The organism is Corynebacterium kalinowskii (assembly GCF_009734385.1).
Taxonomy (GTDB): domain Bacteria; phylum Actinomycetota; class Actinomycetes; order Mycobacteriales; family Mycobacteriaceae; genus Corynebacterium; species Corynebacterium kalinowskii.
Genome location: NZ_CP046452.1, coordinates 141,585 through 155,695 on the forward strand (window position 1 = coordinate 141,585; position 14,111 = coordinate 155,695).

The 14,111-nt window shown below is 58.0% G+C and carries 14 protein-coding genes and 1 pseudogene; 5 read left to right on the forward strand and 10 right to left on the reverse strand.

The genetic code is table 11. The features are described from left to right. Positions 1-69: 69 nt before the first annotated feature. A complete protein-coding gene (locus tag CKALI_RS00645; RefSeq protein WP_156191471.1) occupies positions 70-1,086 on the reverse strand; it encodes an AbrB family transcriptional regulator in 1,017 nt (338 codons plus the stop codon). A gap of 14 nt (positions 1,087-1,100) precedes the next feature. Between CKALI_RS00645 and CKALI_RS00650 the strand changes: the two genes are divergently transcribed. Both CKALI_RS00650 and CKALI_RS12350 read left to right on the forward strand, forming a co-directional pair. After that, positions 1,101-1,859, forward strand: coding sequence for a TSUP family transporter (locus CKALI_RS00650; protein WP_269076356.1), 759 nt, complete (start codon positions 1,101-1,103; stop codon positions 1,857-1,859). A 65-nt stretch (positions 1,860-1,924) separates the two neighbouring features. Further along, positions 1,925-2,194 (forward strand): annotated as a pseudogene (locus CKALI_RS12350) (phosphatase PAP2 family protein); the annotation flags it as partial. A 45-nt stretch (positions 2,195-2,239) separates the two neighbouring features. Here CKALI_RS12350 and CKALI_RS00660 read toward each other — a convergent pair. From CKALI_RS00660 to CKALI_RS12250, 6 genes are read right to left on the reverse strand one after another with little or no spacing between them, the layout of a single operon-like run. Next, on the reverse strand, positions 2,240-2,437 hold the full coding sequence (locus CKALI_RS00660; protein WP_156191473.1) for a helix-turn-helix transcriptional regulator: 198 nt from the start codon (positions 2,435-2,437) through the stop codon (positions 2,240-2,242). Positions 2,438-2,439: 2 nt separating this feature from the next. After that, positions 2,440-2,886, reverse strand: coding sequence for a hypothetical protein (locus CKALI_RS00665; RefSeq protein ID WP_156191474.1), 447 nt, complete (start codon positions 2,884-2,886; stop codon positions 2,440-2,442). Between the two features lie 43 nt (positions 2,887-2,929). Then, positions 2,930-3,496 (reverse strand): hypothetical protein, encoded by a 567-nt coding sequence (locus CKALI_RS00670; protein ID WP_156191475.1) that lies wholly within the window; start codon positions 3,494-3,496, stop codon positions 2,930-2,932. A gap of 31 nt (positions 3,497-3,527) precedes the next feature. Next, a complete protein-coding gene (locus tag CKALI_RS00675) occupies positions 3,528-6,395 on the reverse strand; it encodes an AAA domain-containing protein (protein ID WP_231580492.1) in 2,868 nt (955 codons plus the stop codon). A 43-nt stretch (positions 6,396-6,438) separates the two neighbouring features. Then, entirely contained in the window at positions 6,439-8,682 is a 2,244-nt protein-coding gene (locus CKALI_RS00680; RefSeq protein WP_156191477.1) for an ATP-dependent RNA helicase, read from the reverse strand. Further along, on the reverse strand, positions 8,675-9,304 hold the full coding sequence (locus CKALI_RS12250) for a DUF6474 family protein (protein WP_231580493.1): 630 nt from the start codon (positions 9,302-9,304) through the stop codon (positions 8,675-8,677). Before CKALI_RS12250 ends, CKALI_RS00680 begins: the two co-directional genes overlap by 8 nt. Positions 9,305-9,382: 78 nt before the next feature. On the opposite strand from CKALI_RS12250, the gene CKALI_RS00690 reads away from it, so the two are divergent. Then, the gene (locus CKALI_RS00690) at positions 9,383-10,804 is read left to right on the forward strand and encodes a TM0106 family RecB-like putative nuclease (RefSeq protein WP_156191478.1); all 1,422 of its coding nucleotides are present in this window, start codon (positions 9,383-9,385) and stop codon (positions 10,802-10,804) included. A 48-nt stretch (positions 10,805-10,852) separates the two neighbouring features. Here CKALI_RS00690 and CKALI_RS00695 read toward each other — a convergent pair whose 3' ends face one another. After that, positions 10,853-11,554: a queuosine precursor transporter gene (locus CKALI_RS00695; protein WP_156191479.1), complete on the reverse strand. Its 702-nt coding sequence runs from the start codon at positions 11,552-11,554 to the stop codon at positions 10,853-10,855. Between the two features lie 8 nt (positions 11,555-11,562). Here CKALI_RS00695 and gluQRS point away from each other — a divergent pair, with 8 nt between their 5' ends. Further along, positions 11,563-12,393, forward strand: coding sequence for a tRNA glutamyl-Q(34) synthetase GluQRS (gluQRS, locus tag CKALI_RS00700; RefSeq protein WP_156191480.1), 831 nt, complete (start codon positions 11,563-11,565; stop codon positions 12,391-12,393). Beyond that, a complete protein-coding gene (locus tag CKALI_RS00705; RefSeq protein ID WP_156191481.1) occupies positions 12,390-12,680 on the forward strand; it encodes a CHY zinc finger protein in 291 nt (96 codons plus the stop codon). The genes gluQRS and CKALI_RS00705 overlap by 4 nt, the downstream gene beginning before the upstream one ends. On the opposite strand, the gene CKALI_RS00710 is transcribed toward CKALI_RS00705, so the two are convergent. Then, the gene (locus tag CKALI_RS00710) at positions 12,651-13,046 is read right to left on the reverse strand and encodes an arsenate-mycothiol transferase ArsC (protein ID WP_156191482.1); all 396 of its coding nucleotides are present in this window, start codon (positions 13,044-13,046) and stop codon (positions 12,651-12,653) included. The two genes, CKALI_RS00705 and CKALI_RS00710, sit on opposite strands and share 30 nt — an antisense overlap. Next, positions 13,047-14,075 carry an ACR3 family arsenite efflux transporter gene (arsB, locus tag CKALI_RS00715; RefSeq protein ID WP_156191483.1) on the reverse strand — a complete coding sequence of 343 codons (1,029 nt, stop codon included), beginning with the start codon at positions 14,073-14,075 and terminating at the stop codon, positions 13,047-13,049. It lies immediately after the preceding gene. Positions 14,076-14,111: the final 36 nt, after the last annotated feature.

The following is a 14,111-nucleotide window of genomic DNA, read 5'->3' on the forward strand; positions in this document are numbered from 1 at the left end:
TGCTACTGAGCTAGTTTTAGGGGAGGTATCGCATCTGCAGCTCCGAATAGCTGGTTCTACATAGCTGAGTTAGCGCCGCTTGAGCAGCTTCGGCAAATAGCCCGCCACCAAGAGGATCGCGATCAAGCGGATGACCTGGATCGCGGCGATGGCCGGGCCGGCCCCGAACTCGTCGGTAAGCGCCAGCACGGTCTCTAGCGCGCCGGGGCTGGAGGCGAGGTAGGCCTCGAAATAGGTGAGGTCGAGCCACCACATCAGGCCGATCGCGGTGATCGCGCAGGCGCCGAGCAGGAAGAAGATGAAGGCGAACGTTGCTGGTAGCTGGCGTGCGAACAATTTGAGCGCGGGGATCGAGAGCGCGCCGCCTGCGACCCAGCCGATGGAGACGAACGTTGCGATCTTCAGCTCCGCCGGTAGCGCGATTCCTGGGATGAGCTGAGCGGCGAGGATCGTCAGGAGCATCGGGCCGAGGATCGTTGGGGCGGGGAGCCTGAGGAGCTTGCCGAGCGGCTCTCCGGCGATCACGATCACGGCGATCGCTATGAGGGGAACTAGCTGGTAGGGGACGTTATGGTGTTCGACTGCGCCGCGGGGCACGTCCATGAGGGGCACCAGCAGCGGCAGGGAAATCGTGACCGTGAGCAGCCGCAGGTACTGGGTGAGCGTGACATAGCGATAGTCCGCCCCCATGTCATGAGCCAGCATTGGCATGACCGAAGCGCCGCCGGCCAGCATGGACAGCACACCCGTTTCGCGGGAGATCGCCTTTTCCGAGCGGGCAAGCAGCAGGCCACCGACGATGCCGATGCCAATTGTGATCGCAGAGACCGCCAATCCCGGGAGGACATAGTGGGCGAGTTCGCGCGGGTCAGCGGCAACAATCGGGGCGGCCGCCATGATGGCAATCAGGCTGCGGCCGAGGCGTTTGAGGAGTGGGTGAATCGGTAAGTCCTGGCCCGTGTACAACGCGATGCTTGCCGAACCTACAATGGCAGCCAGAATCCAACCGGCCGGCACATGGAGCCAGTCGAAGAGGAAACCGCAAGCGAACGTCGCCACGATTACAAATAGCCACCGAACATACACCCTAAGGAGCTTACGTGAGTGAGTGGGCCATCCTCATCGTTGGATCGATCGCAGCCGGCTGGGTTGACGCCATGATCGGAGGCGGTGGCCTCATTCTCATCCCGCTCATCATGGCTGTATTTCCGGCAATGGCGCCGGCCGCTGTGGTGGCCACGAACAAGGTCGCTGCGGTGACGGGCACAGCGTCGGCGGCGTGGACGTACGTGCGGAAAGTGCCGATTCCGCGCAAGCTTGCGCTGACGTACATTCCGCTGGCGGCGCTGTGCTCCGGTGGTGGCGCACTGGTTGCCTCGCTGATCGCCAAGGAGGTCATGCGGCCGCTGGTGATCGTGTTGATGCTGGTCGTTGGCACGATCGTGGCGCTCCGACCATCCTTCGGGCAAGCAAAGTCCGAGGAGAACCCCGTCATGTGGCGCCGGGTGGTGACACTGTTCGGCGTGGCCGCCATTGCGTTTTACGACGGCATCTTCGGCCCCGGCACCGGCATGTTCCTCATCATGGTCTTCACCGGCATCCTGTCCCAGGACTTTCTCGCCTCCACCGCCCTGACCAAGGTAGTGAACACCGCGACAAACCTCGGCGCGTTAGTGGTGTTCGCCCTGGGCGGGCACATCTGGTGGGAACTGGGCCTGACCCTCGCCGTGGCGAATGTGATCGGTGCGCAGCTCGGCGCGCGCACGGTGCTCGGCGGCGGCACGCGGCTCATTCGAATCCTATTACTGGTGATGGTCGTGGTGATGAGCTCTTACCTGGCGTGGCAGCAGTGGGGCTAGCACTCGCGCTGGATGTCCTGTTCCAACCGTGGGCCGTGCTCGCGTACGCCTTGTGTATTGCGGTGATGGCGCGCAAGCCCTGGCTCGTGCTCGGAGTGGCTGGGGCAGCATTGACGACGCACTGGCTCAAGCCACTATTCGCCGTGTCACGGCCTTCTGGTGGGGCGATCGCGGAAAGTTCTTATTCCTTCCCAAGTGGACACGCCACTGCCGCGGCCGCTCTGGCTGGCTTGCTGATACTGGTGTGGCCTCGCTGGTGGGCGATTTCCACGGGAGTGCTGCTTGCTTTATTGGTTGGCTGGTCCCGGGTCCATCTTGGCGTGCATCGACCGGTGGATATTGCCGCAGGTTATGCGGTGGGGGCTGCGTGGATGTATGTTTTACACCTGCTCCGGGGTGAACAGATCCTCGATGTGGCAGTCGAAGAACCGAGCCAGATCAAAGGCCAAGGGCAGGGACGGGTCGAAGCGCCCCTTCTCGATGGAAATGATTGTTTGGCGGGAGACGCCTAGGGCGTCGGCAAGCGCCTGCTGGGAGAGTCCGCGCTGCTTGCGGGCTTCGGGGAGGTAGTTGCGCAACGCTAGCTGCCCTTCCTTTGTGCTACGAGGTAGCGAACGCCGAAGCTGGCCATGTTGAGCAGTAGCAATCCGAGCAGGAGGTGCTGTGTCGGTAGCTCGACTCTGCCGATGGAAACGACGGCGGTGAGCAGGCCTAGGGTTAGGAGGTTGTCTGTGGCCATTCCGCTCAAGGCTTCATTGGCCCAATGGCTTTCTATGCTCTCTTCGACGCGATCGGCCCGCCCCGCGACCGTGCTGAGGTCTACCAACAATGCCCACGCCGCTGTGGCTAGCACTGGAGCCGTGCACGCTGCAGTGATCAGGATGATCAGCAACGAATCGACCTGTGGGGTGCGCCAGGATGCGATATAGCCGAGCGCTACGGCGACGGCTAGGCCGAGAATCGTCGAAAGGCTCAGGAGAATGGGAGTGGGGTGACCGCCACGCATCGTGCCGAACTTGGTTTTCATACCTCCAGCGTAGATGTAAAGCGTGCTTTACGTCAAGGGTGTTTTACATCGAGCTCGAGACTTTTCGCAAGCCGTTCTCATGATCCCATTCCCACTTAGTCATGAGATGGTCTTTAAAGGAGAATTTTTCGATGAAATACTTGTCTGAGCTGGTGATGGGAGCGAAACGAACTTCGTCTGACAACCAAAGGGGCCACTCGAATCCGTGGGGCGACAGATCGCCATCAACACTCTTTGCGAAATAAGATCCTGGAGGTAGGCGCTTAATTTTTAGGATCTTGACGATTGGTGAATTGTTCTTCATTCCCGATATTACGCGAAAATCCAGGTCATATAATACGCCGGACATGGGACCTTCGTTCCGAATAATAACGGCCCATTCTCTAGATTCATCACGCTTTGCGCTTGTAGCGTACCATGCTTGGATACTTGCAGCCATGGCGCGAAGGTTTTGCTCTTTTTCCTCCTCTACCTGGTCATTAGCAATTCTTTTGGCTTCGCGGGAAATGCCATTGGCTTGTCTCGATACAAGTAGTGCTGCGAACGCAAAGCCTGCACCGAGGACTGCGCTGATTGCCCCAAGAAAATCAATAATATCTTTAATGTCCATTTTTGAAGATCCTTTGAGATGGTGAAAGACTCTACTTTTGATTCAACCGGATAAGCTCGGAAATTTCCTGTCGAAGTGTCTTTTCTAAGGCAGAGGGGTAACCGGCATAAGAAAACGAGCCGTTCGTGTTTTTGCCCTTTAGAACGACAAGACCGATACTGTACCCATAGTTGGTGGGGAGCTTGCCGTTTGGCGAGTTTTCGAGAACTTCCTGTTCCACCAAGATGGTTGTAATTTCACGAACGTTTCGAGTTCCAATGATTTCCTGGTAGGAAGTCGGATCATCTTCCTCCCACTTCTTGAGGAACTTTGTCAGTGAACGTGCCTCTCCAGAGGGGGACATGAATGATCCAAGTGTTAAGACCGCGGGCCGTAAAAGGAATGGAAACATCGAAGCGATGGTAGCCAGTAGTGGTGGTCGAGAGCCTGGGTCTGGAAGCTGAGTCGGAATAGTTATACGAATGTCAAGTGCCCCGACAGTCGAAGACTCAATAAGGGAATCGAGTGTGACATGTTGATCGACTAGACATGAGCGTAGTCCAACGCAATCGCATGGGCGACGAGAATCGCCCGAGTATTTTTCGCAAAAGTTCGCGCGTGCACTTCTGTGTAGACGGTCGGTTTCCCAGAACGTGGATCCGTCGTCGGGTAGTCGTAATAGCACTGGCTTTCTATTCGCCAGCTCACCGTTTAATCGGTTGCCATGAAGCACTTGCATGCCGATGTCGGTGAGGATCTGATCTTTCATTCTGTCGTTGCGTTTCTGAATACGCAATTCATCGAGGTTGGAATTGAAGCGATGGTAGGCACCGTCAATCTCGATCGCTAGGAGCAGCTGCCTCGAGTAGATGTCGACAATTGCGATATCGATGTGCCCAGAACGGATTAGAAGTTGGGAATCGGCATCATCCTCGAATAATTCGAGGATTGGCGTACCGTCGATCTCCAGGGAATGCAATGGCACATGCTGTAAAACTGCTTGGTCGCGTAGGTTTTCAAGGTAGTCGACAACGGCTAGCTCGCCTGCTGACTGCAGTGATTCGTTCTTAAGTTGAAAACGGTACCGTTGATCGAAAACGGACTCAATGTTTGTTGGCTTAATACCGTACTTTTGGTGTCGTCCTTGTATGCCGAAGTGGACATATTCCACGAGTCGGCGAATATACAAATGTTGTTTACCTGGGTCGTCCGCCAGTGCCACAGGAATCATTGGCTCATGCGACTCGCCATACAGTGCAAGTTGGGTGGCTGTCTCCATTAGCTTTGTGGAGACCACAACATGTAATTCTTGCTTTGCGCGAGACACCGCGACATTAACCAAATTCCGTCCCTGCGACCAAGGCCATCGCCAGCTTCCGTCTTCCACTGGCAAGAGGTAAACAACATCGAATTCCTGACCTTGTGATCGGTGGACGGTCAACGATTTTGGACTTACGGTCAATTGGGTAAAGGATCCCTCGGCTGGTAGGTCGCTAATCCTAGTAACGGATTGAGTCTCTTCGTTGATGATCGCCGCTAAGTGGTCCATCTGTTTGCGGAACGGAGTAAGAAAGCAGATCGTTCTTCCTGCCTCCAAATGCCTACGTATATCTGGCATGAGATCATGTCGCAAGATTGCCATTTGTTTTCTATTGACAGCAGAGGAATACACCGGATCGTCGGCGGTTAGCTGTTCAAAATCTTTGTGGAATTCCGACTCGCGGTAGTCTCCTTGATAACAAGTGACTCGAATGGGGATTTCGGCGCCTTCCGAGCAAAATCCTGAGGTATCCGTACGAATGTCAAGTTGATTCCGGTAGATCTCAGTATTGCAGAAATTAATGATGCCAGGGTGACAGCGATAATGCTCATTGAGAAACGTGCGGTCTGGAGTGATTTGTGCAGCCCCAAAAATCTCGTAGCAGGCAGTAAGGAAGCTATGGTTAGGCTGTTTCATGTCGAAAACTGGGTACGAAACATCTGGGATAGCTTCTGACACGATCGGAGGCAATTGATTTTCGTCTCCAACTAAAACGATTGATTTTGCGCAGCTTAACGCAAGGATTCCGAGCATCGAATTCGTTTGGGAGCTTTCGTCCATGATGACTAGGTCGAACTTTTTATCAGGATCTGCGCCGTCGGCGAAGCACTTCTTGATTGAATGTAGGGTACTTAAAACTATTGGGTAGTCGGCTAGAAAATCATCATGGGAAACAGAAGCCTCCCAGCCCTTTCGGTATTGTCCCGAACCCAGTGTTCCTAGGGATCCAGCTCGATATTCGATAGAAGAATCAGTCGAGAACTTCCACATTCCGTCGCCATCTTTGCGGGGTAGTTCCAATTCTCTACGGATGCCAGAGTGTCCGAGTTTCGCTACTCGAGCAGATATCCCCGACAGTACTTGACTGCTAGTAGCTAGATCATCGGCCCTTTCAAGAACCTCTAAGACGTTGGAAATAGCAGTGTTGTTACTTGAAACAATTGCCACTGTCTTATTCTGATTTGCGACGAAAGCTGCAATGCGTGAAATTGTTAGGGTTTTTCCAGTTCCAGGAGGCCCTTGCACAAAAGACACTGGGAAATGTGTAGCATTCGCGACAGCGGTGAGCTGGGAGTCGTTAAGCATTCGCTCTGAGCCAAAAATGACGGACTGTTCTTGGCGAAGCTCATCTAACAGTTGGTTGCGTTGGCTGACGATGTCCTCGGCAGGAGGTGGTAGCCCCTGACCAGTAAGGAATGCCCTTAATAAATTGGGCCCATTGTTCCAGGCGAGGTCTTGCTTAAGAAAGTGTTCGTAGTACCATAACACTGAGTATGGAGACTGCTCGAATGGAGCATCCTCCTCTTTAGATTTTGTGAGGCCGCTGATCCGTGCGGATTCGGTGAAATAGTTGATTAGATGTTCGAGTTTCGAATCCATTGCTACTCCTCCGGTATTGGTCATATCTCTAGGTTATTGCTGGTTAACGAATACTTCTCTTTGTCCGCGCCGTCGCGGGCGCAGTCCACGGATCCTCCGGCCAGGGATGCTTCGGATAGCGGCCGCGCATGTCGGCACGCACCCCTTGGTAGGGGCCGGACCAGAAACTCTTCAGGTCATCGGTCACGGCTAGTGGTCGGCCAGCCGGGCTGAGCAGGTGAAATTGCACCTTTACGCCACAAAATTCCGGTGATTCAGCGAGCCCAAAACACTCCTGCAGCTTTACCTGACACACGGGGCGTCCAGTGTCGTAGTGCAGGTGGTGGGTGTTTCCGCTGGGTACGAGCAAGCGTTCGGGCGCGAGTTCACCTAACCGGGCAGCCTCGGGCCAGGGGAGGAGTGGTTGCAAGGCATCTGCGCCCACTTTTAGTGAAGAGCCGAGCCATTCTTCAACTCGCTGCACCAAGGCCTGGTCAGACATATCGGGCCAGGGCGCACCGAGATGCGTGTGCAGGAAAGCGAGGCGATCTCTCAGGGAGGTGAATGATTCGGAGAATTCGAGGAAGTCCAGCCCGTTGCTGCGTACCGCGTTGGCCAGGGCTGTCCGCACTTGGGAGGACTCCAAGCGAACCGGCGTCGTCGAGAGCGTGATCGCCCCTGCTCGTCGCACGCGCACGCCCTTGATCTTTCCGTTTTCGACCGAGACGGAGTCCTCCTCAACGATCGGCAACACCGACAGTGCATCCGCCTCGGAAAGCGCAGCCGCCGCCCGAATCACGCCACCAGTGGCCGACCGTGTGACGGAAGCGCAAGCAATCCACTCATCGTGTAGGTCGGAAAATACCGCCCGGGTGCCGGAAGCCAAGAGGTAGGTATTGGGAGCGACTCGTCGGCCGATCCATTCCGGGTAGGCCAGCGCCGTGGTCAGACCCGGGTTGCGGGGGCCGGGAGATACCAATGCAGACAGTCGGCGCACTTCGCGGGCGGGCGCATGTAAAAGTGCAATATCTCCGGACGGTTGATCCGCAAGCGCCGCCACTGTGGCGACATCTCCGGTGGAGAGCAACGCTCGGCCAAGATGAGGCTCCAAGGGGAGCGCTGCCAGCTTGCGCCCCAGATCGGTGAGCTCGGGGTCGAGCGCGCCGAGCTCGCGCAACACTTCGGAAGCATCGGCCATCGCCGCAGCCGGCGGCTCATCCAGCATCGGCACATCAAGCGAGCCCCAGCAGTGCAGGAATAGCGCTGCCTGGGTGAGATCCGAGGAGAGAATCTCCGGCACCGGATAAGGCTTAAACGCCTCGTAATCGGCGGCAGAATAGGCGCGAATGACCATGCCGGGGCCTTCACGGCCCGCACGGCCAGCGCGCTGGTCCGCTGAGGACTTCGCGATCGACGAAGTCACCAAACCCGTCATCCCGCGAGCGCGATCGCGCCGGGGAACGCGGGCCAAGCCAGCATCAACCACAACGCGCACCCCGGGGACCGTGAGTGAGGATTCCGCCACGTTGGTCGCCACGATCACCCGCGGGCCCGAATCGGCCAATGCCAGATCCTGCTCCGCAGCGGTCAATCGGCCGTGCAGTGGCAGGGCGTTGATCTCCGAGCACACCCAGTTCACTTCCCGCACCCCAGGCACGAACACCAGCACGGAATGCGGTCCCACTTGGGCATCAGCAACGCGGGCCAGCGCGGAGTAGAAGGAACGATCCCCGGTCACTCGCCCCGGGATGGGCTGATACTCAATGGTTAGCGGGTGTGTCACCGCCGGGGTCTCTAAAATCGGGGCGATCAGGAGCTCAGAAAAGCGTGAAGCGTCGATGGTGGCAGACATAGCCACCACGGCCAGGTCCTCGCGAAGCTCCGCGAGCTCAAGCACCATTCCCAGGGCCAGGTCCGTGTCTAACTGTCGCTCGTGGACCTCATCAAATACGACGGCAGAGATGCCGTCGAGGAAAGGATCGCGCAGCAAACGGCGCAGCAGCACGCCCGGGGTCACAAATTCCACCAGCTCAGAGTGCTTTGATGAACCCCTGATGGAATAACCGATCGGCAGACCAGAAAGCTGCCCCAAACGGGACGCCGCCGCCCGCACGGCCACACGTCGAGGCGCCACGACAACAACGCGACCGCCGACAGCATTAAACACCGCCGGAGGCACGAGCGTCGTCTTACCCGTGCCGGGCGGTGCCTGAACGACCAACCTGTGGGCGTCGAGAAGCAGCGGTGCCAGCTCGCCGATCCGGGAACGGACCGGCAGCCCAGCGCCAATTTGGTCTAGATCAAACAAGCTTCTTCTGAATCTCGCCTGCAACCAAGTCGATGTCACCAATGATGGAGCGGTGTGCGCGTCGACGCTGCTCAGGGGTCATGAACTCGGCGTTGTCTACGGCCTTGTCCAGCTCGTCCAAACGCTCCTTGACATCGAGCACGAAGCCACGCGGCAGGTTCGCCTGCTCGGCGTTCTTACGCAGACCCGCGATGCGAGCCTTCAGGGTAGCGCCGTGGCCCGCGAACTGGGACATCTCGGCGGCAGAAACGCCGTGCTTCTGCGCGCGCTGCTTGGTCAGAGACTCCTGGATCTGGGTGGAAGCCTTGTAAATGAGTGGCAACAAAACCGGGGTGAGCATCCGGGCGACACCCACGTAGCGCTGCACGTTTGCCTTGTTAATCTTGCCGGCCTTGCGCTTTTCCAGCTCGGTCTTGGCGATCTTAAGCTCCTGCTTGCGACGAGCCTTGAGACCTTTCTGCTCCGCCTTCAGCAGCTTGTGCTCCTGCTGCGCGAGCAACTTCTGCTGGCGGGCGCGGTCCTTTTGAGCTGCCTTAACTTCAGCCTTAGCGCGAGTCTTAGCTGCCTTGACCTCGGCCTTGGTCTTGGCACGTGCCTTGCGGATCTTCTCAAAAACGCCCATGGTTTCTCCTTAATCGCAATATTTCTTGTCCCCAACCCTACCTGTCTTAGAAGTGGCGTTCATGGCAGAGTAATAAACGTGACTCATCCAAGCGATCTCGTCGGCTGCCGGTTCCGCGCTGTCCAACACGCCGCGCACCCCGAGATCGGCCCGAGTGAAGCTGGTCAGGCCCGCGCGCAGCGTATCGACGCCGCGATCGCCGCTGTCTATGCGCTCCTGCCGCAGTCACGGTCCATCGGAGATCGCACCTATTTCAACCGGGTTTCCGCTGCTCACTCGTACTTTGAGACCCTTGAGGCGATTGCCGCCGGGGACACCCTCATTACGGACGCGATGCTCGAGTGGGGCGACTTTGAAATCGAGGTGGATATCCTGGTCGCCTTCGATGGCGGTTACCTGCCGATCATGATCTCTAACCACCGCGCGGCACGGGTCGCGCCGGGTCGGGCGACGCCGTACCTGGCTGTGCCGCGATTGGGGCTCGGAGGGGTCCTGACCGGCGAGTTTAAGATTCGACATCACGCTTTGGATACATATCGGCTCGCGCTCGCCGGACGGGCTCTTTCTGAGATGGACCTGTCATGCGGCTATGGCGCGACGATCGGTCAGGATCGCACGCGGGCGTTCCTGGAGCCGCTGGCACCTTTAGATGAGGCGTTGGACCGGGCGCTGGTGGTGCCGACCCCGACGGGGCCGCGTCGCGTCAAGGAATGTGATTCCTGCCGGTTCTGGTCATTGTGCTCCTCAGCTTTGGAGGCCGCCGACGACATCTCCCTGCTGCTTCCGGGCGACCGCGCCAACCCGTACCGCGACAAGGGGATTACGACGGTGCAGGGGCTTATCGACGCCGACCTCGGCGAAGTCTCCCTGTTGGCCTCCGCATTCCGATCCGGTCACATCGTAGTTCCGCGTGGCGCGCTGCATGCTCCGCGCTTTGATGTGGAGCTGTTCATCGACCTCGAGGCTTACCTTGACCAGGGAGTTTACCTGTGGGGAGTCTATGACGGCTCGGCGTATCACGCCTTTACGGCGTGGTCGCTGTCCTCCGAATCGGACGCCTTTTTTGATTTTTGGTCATTCGTGACTTCGGCCCGCTCTGAAGCGTTGGCATCCGGGAAAACCTTCGGTGCCTTCTGCTACTCGAACCACGGTGAAAACCATTGGCTGCGCAGGTCAGTGGCCAGATTCGGTACTCCTGAGTTGGCCGCGGAGGTCGAAGAATTTATTGGCTCCGACTACTGGATCGACGTTTTCCGCCTGGTGAAATCTCAGCTCATCGGGCCATTCGGTTTGGGCCTGAAAGTAGTTGCCCCCGCCGCGGGATACAGCTACGGCGGAGACATTGATGGGGAAAGCTCCGTCAATTTGTTCCTGGAAGCAGCCGCTGGCTCAGATGTCGCGCGCGAAGAATTGCTGCGCTACAACGAGGACGACTGTCGGGCGACGGAAGCGGTGCGGACGTGGCTAGAGACCAGCGCTGGATTTGGCAATGCAAACTGACCTTTGACCGGTCATTTCGTCAATCTGCATAACCAAATTCGACATGGGCTAGTAATTCTCGCGCTTCTTCACCCAATTGATCACGGCATAGGTGATCGGCATCATGCAGATCTCGACGGCGGTCTTCCACAGAAAGCCGACGACGGTGTAATTCACGGTGTCGGAGAATGTCGTGATACCGATGACCGGGGCGGCGATGAGGCAGAAGATCAAGGTATCGCCGAATTCACCGACGACGGTGGATGAGATCAGACGCGCCCACAGGGACTTCTCGCCGGTCTTTTCTTTGATCTTGACCAGGGTAAATGCGTTGAGCAGCTGTCCGACTAGGTAGCCGGCGAGCGAAGCGAGGACGATCTGTGGGACCAATCCGAGGACGCCAGCGAAGGATTCTTGGCCTTCGTAGAAGTCAGCGCCCGGCAGCCCGATGGCGATATAGAAGGCAATGACAGCGAGGATCATGCCGACGAAACCGGTCCAGATCGCGTTGCGAGTGGCCTTGAATCCGTAGCATTCAGAGAGTACGTCGCCGATCACATAGGCGACGGGGAAGAGGAAGAAGGCACCATCGGTGATGATCGGGCCGAAGGCAACACCCTTTTGGGCGGTGATATTGGAGATGATGAAGATCGCCACAAACAGGGCGAGCAGCACCGGGTAGAAGGAACGTTGGACAGTGATGTGGCGGGGGGCATGAACGGACGCAGCGTTGGCTACGCCCTCCCCAGACTTAGAAGTGTTCACTAGCATTAACTACCATGATCGGACGCTATGCCCCAAGCCCGAGTGGTGACCTCCACTTCGGAAATCTGCGCACCGCCCTGCTCGCGTGGTTGTTCGCGCGTTACGACGGCGGTTCGTTTCTCCTACGGGTCGAAGATGTTGACACCGGCAGGTCTTCCCGTGAATCCGCACAGCGCCAGCTCGAGGACCTGGCCGCCATTGGCCTGGACTGGGATGGTGATGTGTTGTATCAATCCACCAGGTCAGCCGCATATGCGGCGGCATTAAATCAGCTGCCGACCTTCGAATGCTATTGCTCTCGCAAGGACATCCAGGAGGCATCGAGAGCCCCGCACGCCATCCCGGGGTCGTACCCTGGCACGTGCCGTGATGGTGGCGTACCCTCTGGCCGGCCGCCTGCGTTGCGACTGCGTTCTGAGGTGCGTGAATTTACCGTGCACGACTACTTCGCCGGCTCGTATACCGGCGAAGTGGATGACATGATTCTGCGCCGCGGCGATGGTGACTGGGCCTACAACCTGGCCGTGGTGGTGGATGATGCCTTTCAGGGCGTCAACCAGGTAGTGCGCGGGGATGATTTGCTCTCCTCCGCCCCAAGGCAGGCTTATCTAGCTTCACTTTTAGGTCTGCCGGTTCCTGAGTACGTCCACGTTCCGTTGGTGCTCAACAAAGAAGGCAAACGCTTAGCCAAGCGCGATGGCGCAGTGACGCTGCGAGAGATGGATCTAGTGGAAGCGAAGGAAAGACTCGCGCTATCGATCGGGCTTCAACCGGCATCGCCGGCCGGGCTTTTGGAACAGTTCGACCCCGCAAAGTTGTCCCGAGAAGCGGTGGTGTTCGAGTGATTCGGGGACGGACCGTCGATAAGCACGGGCGCTGCGAGCACTACCACTCCGAGCTTGACGTAGTGGCTAACAAGTGCGCGACCTGCGGGGAGTATTGGGCGTGCTACCAGTGTCATCAGGAGTCCGGGCATGCGTTTGGGGCGATGCCTCGAGACGAAAAAGCCGTCATGTGTGGCGTGTGTGGCCACGAGATGACGGCTGCGGAGTACGCGGATAGTTGCCCGAAGTGTGGTGCTCAGTTCAATCCGGGCTGCAAGCTACACGCTGGAATCTATTTCGCGGATTAGCTGCTGGACGCGGGTGTCGATGTCATCGCGAACCAGGCGCATGCGCTCCATGCCGGTGATGCCATCGTGGGAAGGTTCCACGGTGACCCAGCGCTCGGTGTTGCCTTCTACCTGGGCGTCTTCGCCAAGGACGATGACGCGGTCGGCTTCAGCGAGAAGGGCTGGATCGATCGGTTTTGGCACACCAGCAGACATGTCCGCGCCGACCTCAGCAATCGCCGCGACGGACTCCTGATTGAGCTTGGTGCCCGGCTTGGTGCCTGCGGAATGGATCTCCAGGCGATCGCCGGCGTACTTCTCGGCCAGGGCAGCGGCCATTTGGGACTTGCCGCCGTTGCCGACGCAAATGAACAAAACCTTCTTCATTTAGACCTCCTGGGAGAATAGGCGTGGCTTTAGCCACTTCATGACGTAAACAAGCGCGACCAGCACGGGGACTTCGATCAACGGCCCAATGGTTCCAGCTAGCGCCTGACCAGATGCCGCGCCGAAAGTGCCGATGGCAACGGCGATGGCAAGCTCAAAGTTATTGCCTGCTGCGGTGAACGCAACAGAAGCCGATTGCGCGTAGCCCATCCCGGACTTCCAGGAGGCCAGCGTGGCAATGAAAAACATGCCGATGAAGTAGGCAAGGAGCGGGATCGCGAGGCGAGCCACGGCCCACGGGTTCTCTGCAATGTGCTCGCCCTGCAGGGCGAAGAGCAGCACGATTGTGTAGAGCAAACCCAGCAAAGCGAGGGGAGAAATGGCGGGAATAAAGGTGTTTTCGTACCAGGCACGACCCTTGAGCTTCTCGCCGAGAACGCGGGACAGCACGCCGAGGAGCAGTGGGATGCCCAAGAAGACCAGTACCGAGGAAACGATGGCCCAGAAGGAGAATTCGGCCGAGGTCGTCGGCAAGCCCAGCCAGCTTGGGAGTACCTGCAGGTAGAACCAGCCGAGGATGCCGAACATCAAGACCTGGAAGACGGAGTTGACGGCCACGAGCACCGCGGTGGCTTCGCTGTCCGCACACGCGAGATCGGACCAGACGAGCACCATGGCGATGCAGCGTGCGAGGCCAACGATGATCAGGCCGGTGCGCAGTTCAGGCTGGTCGGGGAGGAAGATCCATGCCAGGGTGAACATGAACAGTGGCCCGACGATCCAGTTGAGGATGAGGGACACCGTCATGAGGCGACGGTCGGACGTGATTTCGCGGGTTTTGTCGTAGCGCACCTTCGCCAGCGGGGGGTACATCATGACCAGCAGGCCGATGGCGATGGGGATGGAGACGCTGTCGATTTGGTAGGAGTTCAGCGCGTCGGCAATGCCGGGTACGGTGTTGCCGAGCAGAAGGCCGAGGCCCATGGCCAGGAGGATCCAGACGGGCAGGAAGCGGTCGAGGAATGACATTCTTTCACCTTTTATTGAAGTTTATCAATATGTTAA